Annotated in this window: 11 protein-coding genes; all 11 read left to right on the top strand. The window is 41.5% G+C overall.

The features are described 5' to 3' along the window. Positions 1 to 4 precede the first annotated feature (4 nt). The 11 genes from RM539_RS13525 to RM539_RS13475 all read left to right on the top strand — a co-directional run bounded on the left by RM539_RS13525 (position 5) and on the right by RM539_RS13475 (position 20,694). Complete coding sequence (locus RM539_RS13525) at positions 5 to 3,274, top strand: glycoside hydrolase family 2 TIM barrel-domain containing protein (RefSeq protein ID WP_311503946.1); 3,270 nt, start codon at positions 5 to 7, stop codon at positions 3,272 to 3,274. Further along, positions 3,274 to 6,678: a glycosyl hydrolase gene (locus RM539_RS13520; protein WP_311503945.1), complete on the top strand. Its 3,405-nt coding sequence runs from the start codon at positions 3,274 to 3,276 to the stop codon at positions 6,676 to 6,678. The genes RM539_RS13525 and RM539_RS13520 overlap by 1 nt, the downstream gene beginning before the upstream one ends. Before the next feature lie 82 nt (positions 6,679 to 6,760). Next, a complete protein-coding gene (locus tag RM539_RS13515) occupies positions 6,761 to 8,005 on the top strand; it encodes a ribulose-bisphosphate carboxylase large subunit family protein (protein WP_311503944.1) in 1,245 nt (414 codons plus the stop codon). Then, the gene (locus tag RM539_RS13510) at positions 8,005 to 9,393 is read left to right on the top strand and encodes a four-carbon acid sugar kinase family protein (protein ID WP_311503943.1); all 1,389 of its coding nucleotides are present in this window, start codon (positions 8,005 to 8,007) and stop codon (positions 9,391 to 9,393) included. The genes RM539_RS13515 and RM539_RS13510 overlap by 1 nt, the downstream gene beginning before the upstream one ends. A 21-nt stretch (positions 9,394 to 9,414) precedes the next feature. After that, positions 9,415 to 10,077 (top strand): aspartate/glutamate racemase family protein, encoded by a 663-nt coding sequence (locus RM539_RS13505; RefSeq protein WP_311503942.1) that lies wholly within the window; start codon positions 9,415 to 9,417, stop codon positions 10,075 to 10,077. A 1-nt stretch (position 10,078) separates the two neighbouring features. After that, entirely contained in the window at positions 10,079 to 11,350 is a 1,272-nt protein-coding gene (locus tag RM539_RS13500; RefSeq protein ID WP_311503941.1) for a bile acid:sodium symporter family protein, read from the top strand. A 78-nt stretch (positions 11,351 to 11,428) separates the two neighbouring features. Continuing rightward, positions 11,429 to 12,856: a sialate O-acetylesterase gene (locus RM539_RS13495; protein ID WP_311503940.1), complete on the top strand. Its 1,428-nt coding sequence runs from the start codon at positions 11,429 to 11,431 to the stop codon at positions 12,854 to 12,856. Positions 12,857 to 12,867: 11 nt separating this feature from the next. Continuing rightward, positions 12,868 to 15,192, top strand: coding sequence for a DUF5703 domain-containing protein (locus RM539_RS13490; protein WP_311503939.1), 2,325 nt, complete (start codon positions 12,868 to 12,870; stop codon positions 15,190 to 15,192). After that, positions 15,189 to 16,637 carry a pectate lyase family protein gene (locus RM539_RS13485; RefSeq protein ID WP_311503938.1) on the top strand — a complete coding sequence of 483 codons (1,449 nt, stop codon included), beginning with the start codon at positions 15,189 to 15,191 and terminating at the stop codon, positions 16,635 to 16,637. Before RM539_RS13490 ends, RM539_RS13485 begins: the two co-directional genes overlap by 4 nt. Before the next feature lie 121 nt (positions 16,638 to 16,758). Beyond that, positions 16,759 to 17,958, top strand: a complete 1,200-nt coding sequence (locus RM539_RS13480) for a pectinesterase family protein (RefSeq protein WP_311503937.1) — start codon at positions 16,759 to 16,761, stop codon at positions 17,956 to 17,958. 285 nt (positions 17,959 to 18,243) lie between these two features. Further along, positions 18,244 to 20,694, top strand: coding sequence for a pectate lyase family protein (locus tag RM539_RS13475; RefSeq protein WP_311503936.1), 2,451 nt, complete (start codon positions 18,244 to 18,246; stop codon positions 20,692 to 20,694). Positions 20,695 to 20,701 lie beyond the last annotated feature (7 nt).

Below are 20,701 nucleotides of genomic sequence, written 5' to 3'. Positions count from 1 at the left end.
TTTCATGTTTGTTTTAGTTTTTACCTGTTTATGTTTGCCCGGTTACGGGCAAACGGTAACAGGTGAGCCTGCAGGAATTCCTGCGGAGCCAAAAGTTTATGAATCCAATCCCTGGGAAAACCCTGAAGTTAATAGTATCAACAGGGAACCTGCAAGAGCAACGGCTTATTCCTACGCAAGCATTGAAGATGCGCTTGAAGGTAATAGGGAGAAGAGCCGTTTAAAAATGCTTAACGGACGCTGGGATTTTCAATATTCCGTTAACTTTAATGAAGCGCCAAAAGATTTTCACAAACAGGAAGTTGAAAACTGGGATAAAATAGAAGTTCCTTCAAACTGGGAACTTAAAGGTTATGATATCCCCATTTATAAAAGTGCTGTATATCCTTTTAGGCCCGTAAATCCGCCGCTGGTGCCAAAAGATACTAACGGCGTTGGCTCTTATCAGCGCAAGTTTGTAGTTCCTGAAAACTGGAATAATCAGGTAGTGACTTTACATTTTGGAGCGGTAAGTTCTGCCTTTAAAGTCTGGCTGAATGGTGAATTTCTTGGTTATGGTGAAGATAGTTTCCTGCCTTCCGAATTTAATATTACTCCTTATATAAAAGATGGTGATAATCTGCTTTCAGTGCAGGTGTTGCGTTGGAGTGATGGTTCTTATCTTGAAGACCAGGATCACTGGCGGCTAAGTGGTATTCAACGGGAAGTTTTTATTATGGCTGAGCCAAAGCTTCATATAAACGATTTTTTCTATCAAACCAAACTGGACAAAGATTATAAAGATGCGCTGTTTCAGCTAAGGCCCGAAGTGGAAAATCTTACCGGAGATACCATTAAAGATTACAGGCTTGAAGTACAGCTTTACGATGCTGAAAATAAGCCTGTTTTTGAAAAAGCACTTGATACTGCAGTTTCAGAAATTATAAATGAAGATTATCCAAGGCTGGATAATGTAAGATTTGGTTTTTTTGAAAAGGATATTCCCAATCCGAAAAAGTGGAGTGCAGAAACTCCAAATCTTTACACGATGCTGTTAATTCTAAAGGATTCAACAGGAAATATTACTGAAGTAAAATCTTCAAAAGTCGGTTTTCGTTCTATTGAATTTTCCCAAGAAAACAGCAAAATGCTAATCAACGGGAAGGAAACCTATGTTTATGGGGTTAACAGGCATGATCACCATCCGGTAAGAGGAAAAGCCTTAACCCGTGAAGATATTGAAGAAGATATAAAGACCATTAAACGATTTAATTTCAACCTGATAAGAACCAGTCATTATCCTAACGATCCATATTTTTATGAATTGTGTGATAAATATGGTTTGATGGTAATGGATGAAGCAAATCTGGAAACGCATGGTTTAGGTGGAAAACTGGCTAACGATACGCAGTGGATAACCGCCCATATGGAACGTTTTACCAGAATGATTGAAAGGGATAAAAATCATCCCAGCATTGTTTTCTGGAGCATGGGTAATGAGGCGGGTAATGGTCCGGCCTTCGCGGCAATGGCAGGTTGGGGGCATCGCTTTGATATTACGCGTCCCATTCATTACGAACCTGCACAGGGAAACCCAAGACTGGATGGATATTTAGATCCTCTGGATGAAGGTTATCCCGAATCAGTAGACCATGCACACCGATTTGAAAATCCGCAGGATGAACCTTACGTAGATGTAGTGAGTCGTTTTTATCCTGGGGTTTTCACCCCGAAGTATCTTGTAGATAAAAATGCCGATACCAGGCCGATAATGTTTGTGGAGTATTCACATTCCATGGGAAATTCCACCGGAAATCTCAAAGAATTGTGGGATCAGTTTCGCTCTTTGCCACGGGTAATTGGTGGTTGTATTTGGGATTTTAAAGATCAGGGTCTTGTAAAGACCAATCCTGAAACCGGAGAGGAATTTTTCGCTTACGGGGGTGATTTCGGAGAGGAGCTGCACAGTGGGAACTTCAATATAAATGGTATCGTTGCTTCAGATGGCAGACCAAAAGCTGCAATGTATGAGAACAAATGGGTATATCAGCCGGCCACCAGTGAACTTCTGGATCAAAATAAATTGCATATTAAAAACAGGAATGCTGTTCAGCCATTATCGGTGTATGATGCCGTTTTGATACTGCTGAAGGATGGGGAGCCTGTTAAAGAGAAAGTTCTGGAGCCGCTAAACGTTGCTTCTGGAAAAGACACCATCATTAATATCACCTCATTTTTACCGGAATTTGAAAATGAATCTGAATATTTTTTAAATATCGAATTCCGCCTGAAAGAAGATAAACCCTGGGCTAGTAATGGTTATCCAGTAGCGGCCGATCAATTCCTGTTGAAAAAGAAAAATAGAATTTCCATAGACTCAGATATGACAAATGAGCTGGAAATTACAGAAAATCCTGGAACCGCTACAGTAAGTGGGAAAGATTTCCAGGTTGAATTCAACAAAGAAAATGGTGCTTTAACTTCCTTCACTATAAGTGAGGAAGAGCAGGTTTTTGCTCCACTTCTGCCAAATTTTACCCGGCCTTTAACCGATAATGACCGCAAGGGTTGGAAACCAAATAAGGTTTTAAGATCATGGTATGAGGCAGAACCTCAATTGAAAGATTTTAAAATTAAAAAACGTAATAATAAAGTTGAAGTTTCCAGTAAATATGAGATCGTTAAAGATAGTGCTAGTGTAGAGCTTGTTTATAGCATTAATCCAGAGGGTGTCATAAAAGTTGAATATGAATTAAAAGCTTCAGAATACCTTCCCAATATTCCAAAAGTAGGTATGCAAATGGGTGTTAAAATTCAATATAACCAGGTTTCATGGTATGGTAAAGGTCCTCTTGAAAATTACATCGATCGGAATCATGGATTCCTGATGGGAAAATATTCCCTGAAACTGGAAGATTTTATAGAATCTTACGTAATGCCACAGGAAAACGGGAACCGTACTGAGGTGCGATGGATGGCGTTAACAACGCCTGAAAAGCAAAATGGTTTTCTAGTCGTTTCGGAAGAAAAACCTCTAAATATGAGTGCCTGGCCTTACACTGAGGAAAATCTGAATGAAGCCGAGCATACATACGATCTTGAAGATCCAGGCTTCATTACGTTAAATATTGACCTTATCCAGATGGGGGTTGGTGGTAACGATAGCTGGTCGGCGGTTAGTCAACCACTGGAGAAATATCAGATACCGGCGAAAGATTATAAATATAGCTTTTACCTGGTGCCTTTCGGCAATGAAGGAAACCTTGAACAAAAACTCGAAAAATTCAGCTACTAATGCTTAAAAAATATTTATTAATAATCATTTTAAGCTCCGGAATATTTTCCATTCAAAATATTTTTGCTCAGAAGGACTTTCAACCAGATTATGAAAGCTCAAGACCCTGGGTTTACTGGTACTGGATGCAAAGTGCTTATTCTAAAGAGGGAATTACTGCCGATCTCGAGGCGATGAAAGATGCCGGAATTGCGGGTGCCTATTTAATGTCGATCAAAGGTCCAACCGATCCACCGCTTATGGATCCGCCAATTCTTCAACTAAGCGATAAATGGTGGGAGCTGGTACATTTTGCCATTACTGAAGCTGACAGGTTGGATTTGAAAATTGCCATGCATGCCTCTGATGGTTTTGCGGTTGCCGGTGGCCCGTGGATCGAGCCTGAACATTCCATGCAAAAAGTGGTTTGGACCGATACAATTTTAACAGGAGGAAAAGACTTTAACATTCAACTTGAACAGCCCGAAAACTATGAAGGCTATTATGAAGATATCGCAGTCTTTGCAATTCCTCAGCAAACTCAGGAAATTACCTCTTCTGAACTTCAACCTAAAGTTACTTCTACTTTAAACGATTTTGATGCTTCCTTTCTCACCTATCCTGGAAAAAGTGATGAGTTTAAAATGTATGAAAAAGGCTGGGTTCAGTATGAATTTGATCAGCCGTTCACCTGTAAATCCATAAATATTGAAAGCAAAGGAGTGAATTACCAGGCGCACCGGCTGCGCATTTTAGTAAGCGATGACGGTGAGAATTTCAGGGATCTTGGCCGTCTTATGGCACCACGGCATGGCTGGCAGGATTGGGGTATTCCTTATACACACAGTATTGAGCCTACAAAGGCAAAATATTTTCGTTTTGTTTACGATCCTGAAGGTACAGAACCCGGAGCCGAAGATCTGGACGCCGCAAAATGGAAACAATCATTAAAGGTTAGCAAAATAATACTTTCTAATCAGCCGAAAATTGACAATTACCAGGGCAAATCTGGTCTGGTCTGGAGAATAAGTCCCGAGACGGCGCAGATTCCTGCAGAAGATTTCATCCCCGAAGCTCAGATGATCAACATTTCAGAAAATTTAGATGAAAATGGTCGTTTGAACTGGAATGCACCGGATGGCGACTGGAATATCATGCGTTTCGGCCATACTTCCACCGGGCAGGAAAATGAAACCGGGGGTGGGGGAAAAGGCCTGGAAGTCGATAAATTCGATCCCGAAGCAGTCAAATTCCAGTTTCAGAAATGGTTTGGAAAATCGGCTGAGATTGCAGGTGCCAATCGTGTGCCGGAAGTACTAAGTATCCTGCATATTGACAGCTGGGAAGCCGGTAGTCAGAACTGGTCGACGGTATTCAGAAAAGAATTTAAAGAGCGCCGCGGTTACGATCTTGTAAATTTTTTACCGGTAATGGCTGGAGTTCCGATTGAAAGCCAGGAAACTTCGGAACAGGTTCTGTATGATGTTCGTAAAACAATCTCAGAACTTATTGTGGATAATTTCTTCGGAACCATGCAGGCGGAAGCCGATAAGCTGGGAGTAAAGTTTAGTTCAGAAAATGTTGCACCAACTATGGTGAGTGATGCATTGATGCATTTTAAAAATGTAGATTTTCCCGGGGGTGAGTTCTGGCTCCGAAGCCCTACACATGATAAACCAAACGATATGCTGGATGCGATCTCTGGTGGACATATCTACGGGAAACATATTATTCAGGCTGAAGCCTTTACCGAATTGCGCATGGACTGGGATGAAGACCCGGAATTGCTGAAGCCGATGGCGGATAGAAATTATGCACTCGGGATCAACAGGTTTTTCTACCATGTTTTTGTTCATAATCCCTGGACCGATCGTAAGCCGGGAATGACGTTGGATGGTATAGGTACATATTTTCAGCGGGACCAGACCTGGTGGGAACCGGGTAAGGCCTGGGTGGAATACTGCAGAAGGGTACAGTTTCAACTACAAAAAGGAATACCGGTGGTAGACCTTGCCGTATTTACCGGTGAAGAATTGCCATCCCGTGCGGTTTTACCCGACAGGCTTTTACCATTTATCCCGAATATTTTTGGAGAAAAGCGCATAGTATCAGAAAAAGAACGCCTGGAAAATAAAGGCCAGCCCACGGCCAAAATGCCTAAAGAAGTCACTTACTCCAAAAATGTAACCGATCTTACCGATTGGGTAAACTCTATGAACGGTTACAAATATGACTCCTTTAATCCTGATGTTTTATTGAATGAGGCAAAGGTGGTTAACGGAAAAATCAAATTTAAAGGCGATATCGAGTATAAGACTTTATTGTTTCCGGGCAGCCGGAAAATGTCTCCCAATCTAATGATATCTACTGAAGTTGCTCAGAAAATTCTGGAATTAATAAAAACTGGTGCAACAGTTTTCATTGCGGAGAAACCGACAAGAATTTCAGGTTTTTCAAATGAAGAAAACCGTAATAAATGGCAATCCATCATTGATGAAATCTGGAGTGGTTATAAGGAAAATATAGGTTCAGAAAAATCCAATTCCTGGAATATTGGAAAAGGAAAAGTGATTCAGCTGCCCTATTATGAACCAAATTTTAATGAAATAGGGGTAGCGCCCGATGTTTTATTTCCTGGCGCAGACAGACAGATTGCTGAAAACTATGCCTGGCATCACAGGACTACCGGAAAAGAGGAAATCTATTTCATCAGTAATCAAAATGGGGAAGAGCGCGAAGTGGAAATTTCACTAAGAGTGAGCGGAAAGTTGCCGTACCAATATGATCCGGTAACCGATGAGACGATAGCTCTAAAGGAGTGGAGAATTGAAAATGGACGTACAGTGCTTCCTTTAAAGTTTAGTAAAAACGGCTCTCTTTTTATTATTTTAAAAGAAGATACAGAGAAACAAAAGGCAAAAAATGGTAAAAACTGGGCATCGTTTAAAGCTGAAAAAGTATTGAATGAAAACTGGCAAATTCAGTTTGATAAGGAATATTATGGTCCGGCTGATGCGCTTTCAGTAAATCAATTGTTTGATTGGAGTACTTCAAAATCAGACAGTATAAAGTATTATTCAGGAACAGCAGTATATACAAAAACTTTTCAGTATAAAGGAAAAACAGAAGATATCTGGTTAAACCTCGGAGAATTTTCAGATATCGCTGAAGTTAGCGTGAATGGAAAAGAAATTGGTGTTGTCTGGACTTTTCCTCATCGTATCGATATTTCCGGGGCACTTAAAAAAGGTGTAAATAAGCTTGAAATTAAGATTACCAATACCTGGAGAAATCGACTAATTGGGGATCAAAAATTATCTGAAGAAGAGCGGCTTACCTGGACTACGGCTCCTTATAGACTGGAAGGTGAAGATTTGTTGGAAGCAGGACTTCTCGGTCCGGTTAAGCTTGAAAAAGCTGAATAGGCAGATTTTGCATGAAGGAGCAGGATGCATTATTCTTTCATTCGAGGGAAATTAGGTTGCGAGACTTAATGCTCATTACTACATGGAAAGAATTACCGGTCATTATTTAATTGAAACTCCCTATAATCTTGAAGATGCGGCGGCGGTACTTGCCGGCGAACAGTCCAGCGGAACTTTTGTTTCTGTTCCCGGCGAGACCGAAGAACTGAAAGAAAGATTTGCCGCCAGAATTGAAAATATTGAGGAGCTTGATGAAGTTAAAAATCCAAGTATTCCTGGCGATATTAATAATTCAAAATATAAAAGAGCAAGAGTTAGCATTAGTTGGTCTGTGGAGAATTTTCAGGATAATATTCCAACTTTAATTTCCACTTTGCAGGGGAATCTTTATGAACTGCGCCAGTTTACCGGATTAAAATTCGATGATTTTGATCTGCCTCACTGGTATATGGGAAAATTCCGTGGGCCGGCTTTTGGCGCCGATGGAACAAAGCAATTAGCAGGCGTTAAATCGGACCGGCCAATGATTGGTACTATTATTAAACCAAGTGTCGGTATGTCTCCTGAAGATACGGCGGCGCTGGTAAAAGAACTTATAGAAGCGGGAATCGATTTTATTAAAGATGATGAATTAATGTCTTCTACCGCAAATTCCCCATTTAAAAAAAGAGTGGAATTGGTAATGAAGGAGATTAATGATTTTCAACAGAAGACCGGAAAAAAAGTGATGTATGCTTTTAATATTTCCGGGGATCTGGATACTTTGAAGAATAATTACGAAACCATAGTGAAAAATGATGGTACCTGTGCCATGATAAGTATTAACAGTGTTGGCTGGGCAGGCGTAAAGGCAATAGCCGATATGGGAAAACTGTCAATTCACGCCCATCGTAATGGTTGGGGGATGATTAACCGGCATCCTATGCTGGGTATTAATTTTCCTGCTTATTCGAAGTTATGGCGTTTGGCAGGAGTCGATCAATTGCACGTGAACGGGATTCGGAATAAGTTCTGGGAATCGGACGAATCTGTGATACGCTCTATTAAATCCTGCAGTGACAGGTTTTTAGATCATAAAGAACTGTTGCCGGTGGTTTCTTCCGGGCAATGGGGCGGCCAGGCTTTCGATACCTGGAAATTTACCAATACCACAGATTTATTATATATGGCGGGCGGCGGAATTATGGCGCATCCTTCAGGCCCTGCGGGAGGCGTTCGAGCTTTAACACAGGCGTGGGAAGGAGCGGTTTCCGGAAAATCTTTGGAAGAAACCGAAAAAGCACATAAAGAATTCGCTGAGTCAGTTCAGAAATTCGGAAAAAAATAATGGCACAAGATCATAAACTCTTACTGGTATTTTACGGTGACGATTTTACCGGTTCTACCGATGCGCTGGAGTTTATGACCAGGGCAGGAGCGAAAACAATGCTTTTTATGGAACCTCCCACCACCGAACAACTCGAAAATTTTAAGGATCTTGATGCTATAGGAATTGCGGGAATGACCCGTTCTATGGATACTTCCACGATGAGCAAAACGCTTGAAGAGGATTTTAAGAAGATCTCAGCTTTAAATCCCAGGCATGTTCATTATAAAGTCTGCTCCACTTTTGATAGCTCCCCTGAAATTGGCAATATCGGGGTAGCGATCAGGGAAGGTTTTAAGCAGTTTAATAATAAATTTACTCCAATATTGGTAGCCGCTCCGCATCTGGGCAGATATATGGCTTTTGGGAATCTCTTCGCCCAAATGGGAATTGGCAGCAGCGGTGAAGTTTTTCGAATAGATCAGCATCCATCTATGTCGAGACACCCGGTAACGCCCGCTAAAGAAGGAGACCTTCGGGACCACCTTGCTTTACAATGCGATTATAGATCGGGACTTATAAATTTGCTGGATCTTCAGCTTTCTTCGGAAGAAATTCAGCAGAAGCTTAAGGTTCTCTCAGATGAAAATGAAGTGGTTTTTTTCGACGGAATCTATGAAGAGCAGATGAAAATCCTGGGAGGACTTTTAGAAAATTCGGTAGAAGAAGGGAAATCATTGTATACGGTAGGTTCTTCAGGAGTAGGAAAAGCATTGGGTGATTACTGGCAACAAAAAGGTCAATTTTCAGAAAAAACAGATTGGCAAGAGCTAAAAGAAAGCAAACCAATTTTGGTGCTTTCAGGAAGTGTAAGTCCGGTAACGGAAGATCAAATTAACTATGCCATTAAAAACGGTTTTGCTGAAGTTGCCGTAGAACCTGAGTTTTTAGAAGCTAAAACGGAAGATTTTATTCAGAAATATTCTGAAAAAATTATTCAACTATTAGAACAAGGGAAAAGTGTCATTTTCCATACTTCAAAAGGTCCTGACGATTCAAGACTTCAGAAAACTAAAACTATAACCGGAAAATTAGATTGGGATAGCCTGCAGTCACGAAGAGAACTTCCAAAAAGATTCGGTGAAATTCTTGGGCAAACTGCAAAAAGAGTGCTTTCAGAATACAAACTGGAAAGACTCATTATAGCCGGTGGGGACACTTCCAGTTATACCGCCAGAGAATTGGGAATTGAAGCTGTGGAGATGGTCGCCCCGCTGGTAAAAGGAGCTCCACTGTGTCGCGTGTATGCCAAAGGCTCTCCGGTAGACGGTATGCAAATTAACCTTAAAGGCGGGCAGGTTGGTGACCGAACTTATTTTGTTGATTTGAAGAAAGGAAAATTAGAGTAGAAAAATTAAATATAAGGAATTATGAGTAAGAGATTAGCATTGATCCATACTTCGGCGACTTTAGTGCCGATATTCCAGGATCTGGCAGATAAATATTTAAAAGATAAGGACATCAAAATTTTTAATATCGTTGATGACAGCCTGATCAAAAATACAATCGAAAGAAATAAACTTACACCCGATACCTCCAGGCGCGTGGTAGATTATATAGGTTCGGCTGAAGAAGCCGGCGCCGATTACGTAATGGTGACCTGCTCCTCCATAGGGGCAGCGGTAGAATCTTCAGAGTCACTGACTTCCATTCCGGTATTAAGAGTGGACAGGCCTATGGCCGATAAAGCAGTCGCGCAGGGAAAAAAAATTGGCGTGGTTGCGACGCTGCCAACTACTCTGGAACCTACAAGTGACCTGGTACGCCGCCGTGCAATTGCAGCAGGAAAAGAAATTGAGCTTACTTCCAAATTGTGCGAAGGTGCTTTTGAAGCATTGATGGGTGGAAATCCTGAGGAACATGACAAAAAAGTGGCTGCTGCATTAAAAGAACTTGCTACAAAGGTAGATGTGATCCTGCTGGCCCAGGCTTCGATGGCCCGGGTGGTAGACCAGCTGGATGAGGCCGATAAGAAAGTGCCTATTCTGGCCAGCCCGCCGGTAGCTATGGAATATCTGGCCGAGGTTCTTTAATATGGCAGCATTATACCGATATGCTTTATGGCTTGGAGTTGCTTCCGGAGCAATGATCCTGATATTCTGGATATTCGGTTTTGCCGGTTTAATTCCGGCCGCTTCGGTAGTAGCAGCGGTATTAATCGCTTTGGGATTGGGATCTGTAGAAACACTGAAGTCGTACCAATACACCGCCTGGATCATTGTAGCAATCGTATGTGGAATGCTATATCCCTCTGCCTTTTTGCAGTGGGGCGAGTTTGATCTTCGCAATCCGTGGTTGATTTTAATAGTGGTGCAATTAGTTATGTTCGGAATGGGTACCCAGATGAGCCTGAAAGATTTCTCCGGATTGAGAACCATGGGTAAAGGTGTTCTAATCGGTCTTATATGCCAGTTTTCTATCATGCCTGTAATCGGTTTTCTGCTTACCAGGATTTTCGATTTTGAACCGGAAATTGCCGCGGGAGTGATCCTGATTGGTTCCTGTTCCAGCGGCCTGGCTTCTAATGTAATGGTTTACCTGGCCAATGCCAACCTTACGCTTTCCATAACCCTTACGGCTATGGCAACTCTATTGGCTCCTCTTATGACACCCTTTTTAATGAAAATGCTAGCCGGCACTTATGTGGAGATCAACTTTCTGGATATGTGTTTCCAGATCATCAAGATCGTGATCGTTCCCATTGGGGCCGCACTTCTTTATGATGGGATGAAAGGATCTTTGAAATTCAGGAAAATCGTAAATGTGGTATCTTTTATTTCCGCAGCTTGGCTTCTGGCGATGACCTTCGGGTTATGGGATTATTTTGAAGCTTCTTTTAGCGGTACCGCCCTTGAAATTATCAGCTTAAGCAACTTCTTGTTCGGCGCAGTGATCTTCGGAAATTTATATTACAGGATCTTTAAACTCTATCCGAAGGTGCAAAATTTCATGCCGGTAATTTCGATGTTTGGAATTGTTTATTTTACCACGGTGACCACGGCGGCAAGCCGGGATAATTTGCTTGCTATAGGTTTATTCCTTTTGCTTGCTTCAATTCTGCATAACTCCCTGGGTTATACATTAGGATACTGGCTAAGCAGATTAATGGGGCTGGATACGGATTCTTCCCGTACTGTGGCGCTGGAAGTAGGAATGCAGAATGGCGGAATGGCCTCGGGACTTGCGGGAGTTATGGGAAAACTGGCAACATTGGGACTAGCTGCAGCGGTTTTCAGCCCCTGGATGAACATTTCAGGTTCTCTACTGGCAAATTACTGGCGAAAAAAACCTACTTCGGAAGATTAACATAGCACAGAGACAAGACGGTGCAGGATGGTTTAACCTTAGTATTTCCTAAATTTAAAGCATATTAGCCTTCATCAAATGAATTTATCAAAACCTTTTCTACTTTTTTTAATTTGTAGTTTCTGTATTCAGGCGAATGCACAGATAGAATTACCAGCCTTATTTTCAGATAATATGATCCTTCAGCAGCAAACCGAAGTACCTGTATGGGGCTGGGGAGATAAAAATTCAGAATATAATATTACTACTTCCTGGAGCCAGGAAACCTATTCAGTAAAAACTGATGAGTCAGGCCGTTGGAGTACAAAAGTCAGTACACCTGAGGCAGGTGGCCCATATACACTGAAAGTAAGTAAAGGAAGTCAAAATAAGATAATTCAAAATGTGCTGATTGGAGAAGTATGGCTTTGTTCGGGTCAGTCGAATATGGAAATGCCTCTGAAAGGTTTTCCAGGGCAACCTGTTGAAGGCGGGAACGAAGCAATAGTCCGTTCAAAAAATAATAAGATTAGATTAATAACCATTCCGCGCGATTCCAAAGTGGAGCCGAAAAAAGATTTTGAAGGCAGCTGGAATGAAGCTTCTCCAAAATACGTTGCAGATTTTAGCGCCACGGCCTGGTATTTCGGATCTCTAGTACAGGAAGTGCTGGAGGTGCCGGTGGGACTTATTCATGTTTCTTACGGCGGTTCCAATGTGGAAGCCTGGATGAGCAAAGAAATGCTAAAGGATTTTGACAGTATTGCCGTTCCGGAAAATCAGGAGGCTATTGGTGAACCTAACAGAACGGCAACTGCACTTTACAACGGAATGCTGTCTCCGGTAATTGGTTACGGAATCCAGGGCGCCATCTGGTACCAGGGAGAATCTAATTATGACCGGCCTTTCCAGTATCGCCATTTATTTAAAAAAATGGTGAAGGACTGGAGAGAAGAATGGGAGCAGGGGGAATTTCCATTTTATTTTGCGCAGATCGCCCCTTTTGATTACAGCGCTTTTACTCCAGATACTATTGTAGAAAAATATAATTCGGCTTATGTGAGGGAATCCCAATTGAAGGCTTCTCATGAAATTCCAAATTCCGGCATGGCGGTTTTAATGGATGTGGGGGAAAAGGAAAATATCCATCCGGCCCAGAAGAAAAAGGGTGGTTATCGCCTGGCTTATCTTGCCCTGGCTAAAACTTATGGAATGGAAGGTTTTGAATACGAAAGTCCTGAATTTAACTCCCTGGAAATCAAAGACACTTCGGTAGTCGTTTCTTTTAATAATGTGCCGAACGGAATTACTTCTTTAGGTAAGGAGGTTAAAGGATTTCAAATTGCCGGTGAAAACAGGGTTTTTTATCCTGCGAACGCAGTTGTGAGACGCAAATCAATAGTGCTTTCTTCTCCAAATGTCAATAAACCGGTAGCCGTTCGATATTTATTCAAGAATTATGCTGAAGCCGAATTATTCAGTGTAGGAGGATTGCCAATTTCTTCATTCCGAACAGACGACTGGTAAGATTAACTAATTTGAAACAGCACATTTTAACTATATTATTCTTTACCTGCGCTTTTCTGCAGGCCCAGGTCCCGGAATTAGAGGATTACAATCCGCTATGGACATCTCAAAGCAAGAATAGTTCAGAGTCCATGCCTGTGGGCGGTGGCGATATCGGGATGAATGTATGGGTTGAAGATGGTATTGTTTACGCATATTTCTCCCGAAGCGGGACCTTCGATGAGCATAATACTTTTTTGAAGTTAGGAAGATTAAAATTAGAATTAGAGCCCAATCCTTTTGATGGTTCCGAAGGTTTTCAGCAGGAGCTGGTGTTGAATGACGGATATATAAGTATTCAGCAGAATACCACGGAAGTAAAATTCTGGGTAGATGTCTTTAACCCGGTGATCCATCTGGATATTGATAGCAATGAAAAAATTGAAGCCAGGATTTTCTATGAAAACTGGCGTTACAAAAACCGGGAGGTAAAAGGAAGGGCCAATAATGCCAATTCTTATAAATGGGCACCACAGGGAAACATCATCACCTACGCCGATTCGATAAGATTTGAAGAAAAAGGAGTGTTGTTTTATCATCATAATAGAGATTCTACCGTTTTTGATGTGGCGGTAAAGCAGCAAAAGATGGAATCGGTAAAAGATCAAATGATGAATCCTTTAAAAAACCTCACGTTTGGAGGGTTAATGCATGGTAAAAATTTTGAACCGGCCGGGACATCAGAAGGAACTTACCAGGATACAGATTTTAAAGGATTTGTACTGGAAAGTAAAGATGCCTCTAAAAAGCATCAGGTTTTAATTCAGCTTTATACGAGCCAGAGCGATAATATTGAAAACTGGAAGCAAAATTTATTCTCTTCAATATCGGCATATAAAGATCAGTCGAAAACGGCTGCCAAAAAATCTCAGAAATGGTGGAATAACTTCTGGGATCGCAGTTTTATTTACACTCAGAAGAATAACTCCGAAGAAAAAGATTCTGTGTATCAAATAGGTCGAAATTATCAGCTATTTCGGTACATGCTCGGCTGTAATGCGTATGGGGAATATCCTACAAAATTTAATGGAGGTCTGTTTACCTATGATCCCGTGTTTGTAGATTCTACTCAGAATTTCACCCCAGATTTTCGGAACTGGGGCGGGGGAACGATGACTGCCCAAAATCAGCGGCTTGTTTATTTTCCTATGCTGAAAAGTGGCGATTTTGATATGATGCCCGCACAGTTTAAATTTTACCAGCGGATGCTGAAAAATGCCGAATTGCGTTCCGAAGTTTATTGGGATCACGACGGTGCTTCCTTTACCGAACAGATCGAGAATTACGGTTTACCAAACCCTTCTGAATATAGCTGGGACCGGCCGGAAGATTACGATCCGGGCATGCAATACAATGCATGGCTGGAGCACCAGTGGGACACAGTGCTGGAATTTGACAAAATGATGCTGGACCAGTATTATTATGCGGGTAAGAATGTGGAGGAATACCTGCCGTTTATTATGAGCAGCCTCAGGTTTTTTGATGAACATTACCAATACCTGGCGGGAAAGAGAGGCAGGAAAAAGCTGGATGCTGAAGGAGATTTGGTGCTGTATCCCGGTTCAGCAGCTGAAACCTACAAGATGGCCTATAATGCCAATTCCACGATTGCAGGGCTTCAGGTAATTACTGAGAAAATGCTGGACTTACCTGATGACTATCTTTCAGCAGACCAAAGAACTTATCTTCAGGAATTCCAGGAGCGCATTCCTCCATTAAATTTCAGGGAAATAGAAAATCAAAAAGTTCTTGCTCCCGCAAAAAGCTGGGAAAGGATTAATAATACCGAAGTCCCGCAGTTATATCCCGTGTATCCCTGGGGAATATATGGTATTGGCAAACCTGAGCTGGAAATTGCCCGAAACACCTGGAAACTGGATCCTGATGCTCAAAAATTCAGAAGTCATGTCGGCTGGAAACAGGATAATATTTTTGCAGCAAGGTTAGGCCTTACTGATGATGCCGCGAAATATACAAAGCTGAAAATGGCAAATTCCGGCAGGCGTTTTCCTGCATTCTGGGGCCCCGGTTTTGACTGGGTTCCGGACCATAACTGGGGAGGATCGGGGATGATTGGACTGCAGGAGATGCTTTTACAAACTGCCGGAGATAAGATTTTGCTTTTTCCGGCATGGCCCAAAGACTGGAACGTACATTTTAAATTACATGCCCCGGGGAATACAGTAGTGGAAGCAAAACTAGAAGGTGGACAAATGAAGCTTTTAAAAGTTGTTCCTGCGGAACGGGAAAAGAATATCCAAAATATGCTGTTTAAATCTAATCAGAAACTGGAATGAAACTTTATAAAATTCAATTTATAAATCACATTACAAGAATTATTTGCCTAATTCTGCTGAGCAGTTGTAACAATTCGGAAGATAATAAAGTACAAGCTCGGGCATCGGAGTCTCCTACTCCTAAACAGATTGCCTTTCCAGGTGCTGAGGGCTTTGGAAAATATTCTACAGGAGGCAGGGGAGGTAAAGTTGTAAAGGTGACTAACCTTAAGGACCTGGATGAAGATGGGAATCCGGTGCCTGGCAGTTTTAGGGCAGCATTAAATACTGAAGGAGAGGAGCCTTTAACTGTAATTTTTAATGTTTCAGGGAATATTGCGCTGGAAAAAGAACTGAAAGTAAAAAGATCGAATTTGACCATTGCCGGCCAGACTGCCCCGGGAGATGGCATAACTATAAAAGATCATACTATTAAACTTTCAGGTGAAAATTTAATAATCCGTTACATCCGGTCCAGGCCGGGAGATCTCAACAAGGCCGAAACCAGTGCTTTAAATATAGAGAATGCCAAAAATGTTATAGTAGACCATTGTTCCTTAAGTTGGTCTGTTGAAGAAAATATGGGTTTTTACGATAATGTGAATTCTACGGTGCAATGGTGTATTCTTAGTGAAGGCTTGTACGATTCTTACGATCCTAAGGGAAAACGCAGTTACGGCAGTCAGTGGGGAGGGCAGTATTCTTCTTATCACCACAATCTTTTTGCTCATAATTACAGCCGTTCTCCCAGAATTAATGGTAGTAGGGCACATGATACTATTGCGCTCGTAGATTTCCGCAATAACGTAATTTTTAACTGGGGAAGAAGTGGTGCTGTTTATGGCGGAGAGCAGGAAATTCCAGGCGGAGAGAATAGAACCAATTTTGTGAATAATTATTATAAACCAGGACCAGCGACTGCAGATGAACTTTATTTTGCTGCTCCTTCAACGGTAACTGCAGGAGATGAGGCTCAAGGTTATGGCCAATGGTATTTCTCAGGAAATCATATGGAAGGTGTAGAAGGCGGTATGAATAAGGACAACTGGAGGGGAGTGGATATAGAAGAGGTAGGCTCTGTAGAGAATATTCGCTCAGAACAGGAGTTTAAGGTTTCCCCTGTTGTAACTCACTCTGCACAAGAAGCTTTCAGGATGGTTTTAGAAAATGCCGGAGCCACTTTGCCGGAACGTGATGAAGTGGATGAGCGTATTGTTGCAGAAATCAGAGGAAATGTAGAAATAACCGGGAATGGGATTATCAATTCTCAATCTGAAGTGGGAGGCTGGCCAAAACTGGAAAGTTCATCTGCGCCCGAAGATACAGACAAAGATGGAATACCTGATGAATGGGAATTGAAAGAGGGACTGGATCCTGAAAATTCAAAGGATGGAAATGAGGTTGCTCCAGGTGGTTATACCAATCTTGAGATTTACCTTAATGAATTAGTTGAAAAGAAGCCTTAACCAAGATACTTCCGAGAGAGTTCAATTTAAAGAACTGATTATTCAAATAATAGCCATAATGTCTTTTCTCCATAAAATTCTGCCGAAGCTAATAAAGAAGCGGAAGGTTTTAATATTGTTATTGTGTAACTCAGTTTTATCTGTCCACGCGCAGGTGTACGATATGGTTGTGGCAAAAGATGGGTCTGGAGAATTTACCACTATACAGGCTGCCCTGGAAAAGCTGCCTTGCAACAACGAAGGACGCAGTCTTATATTTATAAAAGATGGACTATATAAAGAAAAGATCTGGCTCTCTCCAGATATGAAGAATGTGAGCCTGATTGGTGAATCACCAGATGGGGTAATTATTAGCTGGAATGACTATAGTGGGAAAACAGCAGCTATGAGTACAGCAGATTCATACACCTTTTTAGCAGAGGGAGATGGTTTTTATGCTGAAAACCTGACGATTGAGAACACGGCAGGTGAAATAGCGCAGGCAGTGGCAATAAGAACAACAGGAGACAGGCAGATTTTTAAAAATTGTAAATTCCTCGGTTTCCAGGACACTTACTACGCCCATAAAAAACGTCAATATAACTTCCAATGCTACATAGAGGGTGCTACAGACTTTATTTTTGGTGATGCCACAGCAGTATTCGAAAATTGTGAAATTCATGCTTTAGAGGGAGGACAATATATAACCGCCCCGAACGATACCAAGCTCATTTCAACCACTCCTTCTGGGAAGAATTTTTATCATGGATTGCTTTTCCTGGATTGTTTGCTCGCGGCTGATGCCAAGGTGGCAAAAAATAGCTACTATCTTATGAGGCCCTGGGGAGCACCGGCCTCAGCAGTGTTTGTTAATAGCAGGATGGGGGATCATATAAATGATAAAGGCTGGTCAGCGTGGGACGGTAATAAGAATCATCTTTCCGGAACTTTTGCAGAGTATAAAAGTAAAGATCTTTCCGGTGCTTTGCTGGATGTTAGCCGCCGTGCAGATTGGAGTAGACAGCTTACCAGGGAGGAAATGGAGCATCTTTATAATCTGGATTATTTTTTGCGTAAAGATGGAGAGGCGTGGAACCCGGAAGTTTTGACTATATCTTTACCTGCACCTGTAAACCTGAAAAAGAGCAGTTTTCCCAATACCTTAGAATGGAAAGCTGTGCCGAAGGCCAGGGGTTATGTTATTCTGAGAGATAATAAAGTTGTGGGATTTTCGGCAACTAATATATACCAGGAAAAAACCATAGATGTCACTAAAATAGATCAATATTCTATAAAAACAGTTTCTGAGAACGGCAATATCAGTACTTCTTCTAAGCGGTAATTATGTACTGCAATTAGGAAATCCTCCTTGTAATTAACGCACAGAGCAGTACGGTACAGGACGCTTGTTCTTCATTATAACTATAAATTAGAAGCGCTTCTAAGCAGCAGAGATTTAGAAATGGTTTTCTTTAAGACCTTATCTGGGCTATTTGAGATGGGAAGAGGTGATCTGGTATTAAGCATATCAAAATATAAAATATTTTAGAGAGATGGATAGCTGACTTCAATATTTGGCTATTCTTTATTAGAATATATCTCAATGGACTTTTAAAATAAATTTTAGATGAACTATAAAAGAAACGGAATAACATTATTCCTGGTTGGTTTATTGGTAGTTAACACCAACTGCCAGACTCCAAAAAAATCGACTAATTTCAAAAGCATTAAAACAGATCTTGATTTCTCCGGAAGGCGTGTAGAGGAGGTAAATGATCCCAGATATGTTTCCTGGCCTATAGAAGATGGTCAGCAGGCAGAAAAAAAATTTGGAGATGTTAATGTAAAATTTTCTGGAAATATAAATTCCGGTTGGTATAAAGTAGGGGTGCAGGCACCACACTATGCAAGGCTGGTCAGCGATGGGTTAGTTTCAGACGGTCCCCTGGAAATGACAGTTTCCGGGCTTGAAGCCGGTACACATAGCTTGTTGACCTTTCATAATACATTTGATAATCCGGAAGCTAAAAGCTTTGCACCGGTAAATATTTATATAAATGAAGAAAAAGTAAAGACGGTTAGACCTTCAAATCGTACAGATGCTATTATAAATTCATCGATGGCATATCTTCAATTTGAGGTAGAAAATGGAAATCCGGTAAATATTAGGTTTGAAGCCGATTCTGAAGCTAACGCCGGTAATGAGATTATCGTGCTAAACGGTTTTGAACTTGATGGCCAAAATATGATGAATCAGGCCAGAACTCCGCAGCCCGGAAATGCAGATGAGCATGTAACGGTAGATGATAAACTCGTTCTGCAATGGGAGTCTCCAGAGGGTATTGAAAACCATAAACTTTACTTTGGAAAGGATAAGGATGCGGTACTAAATGCAACAAAAGATTCAAACCTTTTCAAAGGTGATATGACTGACAATAAATACGAAGTTTCAGATCTTTACTCGATGGATACCTATTACTGGCGTGTAGATGAAGTGGACGGGGATGGTGAAATTACACAAGGTGAGGTATGGTCTTTTAAGCCGGCTCAACTGGCTTTCCCCGGTGCCCAGGGCTACGGAAGATTTGCCATTGGAGGGCGTGGAGGAAAGGTGGTGGAAGTAACAAACCTTAAAGACGAAGGGCCGGGCAGTTTGCGTTATGCTGTGGAAGATGTAAAAGGTCCCAGAACTATTGTTTTTAATGTTTCCGGTAACATTGAACTGAAATCCAGATTGGTGGTAAGCGATCCTTATGTTACTATTGCAGGGCAAACTGCTCCGGGAAAGGGAATTACCCTGTCCAGAGCGCCAATTGGATTAACGGGAGATGATGGTATCATTCGCTTTTTAAGAGTAAGAATAGGAGCCGGGCGTACCTATGATGGAATGGGGCTTACTGGAGCTAACCACAGTATCATTGATCACAGCTCTATAAGTTGGACTATAGACGAATCCTTCAGTTCCCGGGGGGGGCATAATATTACCCTACAGCGAACTTTAATTTCAGAAGCGCTGAATGTAGCTGATCATGGTAAATATGAAAAAGGGAAAATGCATGGATACGCCGCAACTATTGGTGGTGATATTGGTAGTTTTCACCACAATCTTCTTGCACATAATTACGGAAGAAACTGGAGTATGGGCGGAGGCCTTAACGGAGATGGCTATTATATCGGCCGCCTGGATATTCGTAATAATGTGGTCTATAACTGGGGTCACCGCACTACCGATGGAGGTGCACACGAGGTGAATTTCGTCAACAATTTCTATAAGCCGGGTCCTTCCACCTCATTGTTTTTTGCCTTAACAATGCAGCACGAAGGAGTGGGGTTAGGTTCTCAAAGAGCCTATTTTGATGGAAATATCATGCCAGGCACTTTTGGATTGGAAAACCAGGAAGAAGGAAGAAGGTCAGTGATCACTAATAATGAAAAGGTTGATTACGAAACTTTTTCAGATGAGCCATTTTTTCCTTCTTACGTAGACACACAGCCGGCAGAACTAGCTTATAAGAGTGTATTATCAGATGTAGGTTCTAACCTTCCGCTTGATAATCATGATAAACGTATCATTCAGGAAACCATAGACAGCACTTTTAAATATAAAGGAAGTAAAAGCAAACTCGCAGGTATGATAGATACAGAAGAAGATGCGGGTGGCTGGGAGAATTATCCTGAAGAGCATCGGTCATCAGATTGGGATAGCGATCACGATGGACTTCCCAATTGGTGGGAAAATGTAAAGGGCCTAAATGTGAATTCTAAAGAAGATGATTTTTCAGAAGCTAATTTAGATAAAGACAGTGATGGATTTACAGAACTGGAAGAATATTTGGACTGGATGGCTCAGCCGCATTATTTTCTGAAAAGTGGCGAAGAATTGAATATTCCCGTGGAAGAATTGTTTTTAGGATTTACAAATAAGCCAAAATACTCTGTCTCAGGAGGTGAAGCGACACTGCGGAATGGAGACTTTTATTATACGGGCAGCACAAATGGATTGCATGCATTCAGTATTGAAGTAGAAGATGCTGATGGGGATAGCATGCAGCGAACAGTGCATGTTTTTGTTGAATAATTTAAAA

The organism is Autumnicola musiva (assembly GCF_031846585.1).
Lineage (GTDB): Bacteria > Bacteroidota > Bacteroidia > Flavobacteriales > Flavobacteriaceae > Autumnicola > Autumnicola musiva.
Note: the sequence above shows the minus strand (reverse complement) of the source record. Positions and strands in the feature narration are given on the sequence as shown.

What these genes read in the sequence shown, in the direction of transcription:
- RM539_RS13515 (WP_311503944.1), top strand. Translation starts at nt 6,761, where the DNA reads ATGGAAAGAATTACCGGTCATTATTTAATTGAAACTCCCTATAATCTT.
- RM539_RS13475 (WP_311503936.1), top strand. Translation starts at nt 18,244, where the DNA reads ATGAACTATAAAAGAAACGGAATAACATTATTCCTGGTTGGTTTATTG.
- RM539_RS13505 (WP_311503942.1), top strand. Translation starts at nt 9,415, where the DNA reads ATGAGTAAGAGATTAGCATTGATCCATACTTCGGCGACTTTAGTGCCG.
- RM539_RS13525 (WP_311503946.1), top strand. Translation starts at nt 5, where the DNA reads ATGTTTGTTTTAGTTTTTACCTGTTTATGTTTGCCCGGTTACGGGCAA.
- RM539_RS13485 (WP_311503938.1), top strand. Translation starts at nt 15,189, where the DNA reads ATGAAACTTTATAAAATTCAATTTATAAATCACATTACAAGAATTATT.
- RM539_RS13500 (WP_311503941.1), top strand. Translation starts at nt 10,079, where the DNA reads ATGGCAGCATTATACCGATATGCTTTATGGCTTGGAGTTGCTTCCGGA.
- RM539_RS13495 (WP_311503940.1), top strand. Translation starts at nt 11,429, where the DNA reads ATGAATTTATCAAAACCTTTTCTACTTTTTTTAATTTGTAGTTTCTGT.
- RM539_RS13510 (WP_311503943.1), top strand. Translation starts at nt 8,005, where the DNA reads ATGGCACAAGATCATAAACTCTTACTGGTATTTTACGGTGACGATTTT.
- RM539_RS13520 (WP_311503945.1), top strand. Translation starts at nt 3,274, where the DNA reads ATGCTTAAAAAATATTTATTAATAATCATTTTAAGCTCCGGAATATTT.